The sequence below is a fragment of the Streptomyces sp. E2N166 genome (assembly GCF_003671715.1).
Lineage (GTDB): Bacteria > Actinomycetota > Actinomycetes > Streptomycetales > Streptomycetaceae > Streptomyces > Streptomyces thinghirensis.
In genome coordinates this window covers 499699-501598 of the sequence record NZ_RAIF01000031.1, presented here as the reverse complement: position 1 = coordinate 501598, position 1900 = coordinate 499699, and the positions used below count along the sequence as shown (strand labels likewise).

At 71.8% G+C, this 1900-nt stretch carries 3 protein-coding genes and 1 pseudogene; 1 reads left to right on the top strand and 3 read right to left on the bottom strand.

Annotated features, from left to right (window positions below):
• From EBH09_RS39205 to EBH09_RS24295, 3 genes are all read right to left on the bottom strand, one after another.
• Positions 1 to 122, bottom strand: a 122-nt coding sequence (locus EBH09_RS39205; protein ID WP_238697451.1) for a DUF6113 family protein, incomplete at its 3' end; no start/stop codon positions are given.
• Positions 119 to 1042 carry an N-acetyl-1-D-myo-inositol-2-amino-2-deoxy-alpha-D-glucopyranoside deacetylase gene (gene mshB, locus EBH09_RS24300; RefSeq protein ID WP_121749055.1) on the bottom strand — a complete coding sequence of 308 codons (924 nt, stop codon included), beginning with the start codon at positions 1040 to 1042 and terminating at the stop codon, positions 119 to 121. The genes mshB and EBH09_RS39205, both read right to left, overlap by 4 nt.
• Positions 1043 to 1110: 68 nt before the next feature.
• Positions 1111 to 1305: a hypothetical protein gene (locus EBH09_RS24295; protein ID WP_121749054.1), complete on the bottom strand. Its 195-nt coding sequence runs from the start codon at positions 1303 to 1305 to the stop codon at positions 1111 to 1113.
• Between the two features lie 198 nt (positions 1306 to 1503).
• Between EBH09_RS24295 and EBH09_RS39200 the strand changes: the two are divergent.
• A pseudogene (locus EBH09_RS39200) lies at positions 1504 to 1900 on the top strand (S9 family peptidase); the annotation flags it as partial.

The following is a 1900-nucleotide window of genomic DNA, read 5'->3' as shown; positions in this document are numbered from 1 at the left end:
CCCGCCACCCCGACCAGGGCACCGAGCACGAAGAGCCCCAGATAGAGGGCGGCCCGCCCGAGCGAGGGCGCGCGCAGCGGCTGGGCCAGGGCGGAGGTCGTCGGCTCGGTACGCCCGCTCACGATGCCGCCTCGATCCCCGCGGTCCTCGCGGTCCCGTCGATCCCGGTGGTCCCGTCGGTCCCGTCGATCCCGGCGAAGAGGTCGCTCTCGCGTCCGTCGCCGTCCCCGGACCGCTCGCCGCGCACCAGCTCGTAGTACTCGGTGGTGAAGACCGGCTGGGCCAGTTCGTTGGAGAGGACGAAGTACGGCTCGGCGACGGTGATCTGCGTGACGTGCGCGCGCATGGCCGCGGTCTTGGCGGCGTTCGCGCCGCCGTCGCCGCGGATCTCGGTGGTGATCCGCTCGTCGCCGACGACGCCCGGTACGTCCTCGACGCCGGCCGCCTTCTCGAAGGGCAGGCCGGGCAGGTCGTCGCGGAGGCGGGCGAAGGCGTCCTCGGCGACGGTGCGGGGGACGCGGTTCCAGTAGACCTTGTCGACCGGGCACCCCGCCTCGGCGGCCAGCTCGACGGCGCGCATGGCGATGCGGTGGGCCTGGATGTGGTCGGGGTGGCCGTAGCCGCCGTCGGGGTCGTAGGTGACGAGCACCTGTGGACGCACCTCGCGGATCACCTCGACGAGGAGTCCGGCGGCCCGGTCGACGTCCGCCTGCCACAGGCAGCCGGGGTCGTCGTTGTCGGGCAGCCCCATCATCCCGGAGTCGGCGAACCGTCCCGGCCCGCCGAGCAGCCGGAAGTCCTCGACGCCGAGCGCGCGCATCGCCGCCGCCAGCTCGCCCCTGCGGTGCCCGCCCAGGGCGGGTCCGGTCAGGTGCCCGAGCTCGGGCGGGATGACCTCGCCCCGCTCGCCGAGGGTGCACGTCACCAGCGTCACGTGGGCGCCTTCGGCGGCATACCTGGCCATGGTGACGCCGTTGTTGATCGACTCGTCGTCCGGGTGCGCGTGCACCAGCAGCAGACGCCGGGCGGGGAGTTCCGTCATGGCCTCCACCCTATGAGGCCGCGCGCTCGTCCTCGTACCGAGGGAGGCCGTCCGTGGGGACGGCCCGCTCAGAAGTTGATGCTCCCGATCATCCCCGCGAGGTTCGTCGTCAGCTCACTGATCGTGGGCGCGACGGTCGACGAAGCCAGGTAGAAGCCGAGGAGCATGCACACGACCGCGTGCCCCGCCTTCAACCCTGACTTCTTGACCAGCAGGAAGACGATGATCGCCAGCAGCACAACCGCCGAAATCGAGAGTGCCACGGCGGCTCACCTCCAATAAGCCCAGGGACATGGGGAGGGTCGGACGCGGTCGGACGCGGTCCCACCTTGGGGCAGATAAATCCACGCAGCGGGTACCTGGTTGATACCCACTATGCGCTAGTGATCATAACTATCCGTGCGCGCGCATCTCTCGGCGCACGGCCGCACAAGGGGGCGCATGGCCAATATGGTCAAGGCATGACGACCGAGTCCGACTCCTTCCCCAAACGGCACGCCCGCACCCAGCGGTTCACGCTCGGCGCGCCGCGTTCGTTCACCGTGGCACCCGACGGGTCCCGGGTCGCCTTCCTGCGCTCCGGCTCCGGCACGGACCGGGCCAATTCGCTGTGGATCCTCGATACCGAGGAGGGCGGCGAACGCGTCGCCGCCGACCCGCGCGCCCTCCTGGGCGGCGCCGAGGAGCATCTGTCGCCAGAGGAGCGGGCCCGGCGTGAGCGCAGCCGCGAGGGCGGCGCCGGCATCGTCGGCTACGCCACCGACGCGGCCGTCGAACTGGCCTCTTTCGCCTTGTCAGGGCGGCTCTTCGCGGCCGAGCTGCGGGCCGGGACGGCGCGCGAACTGCCCACCCCCGGAC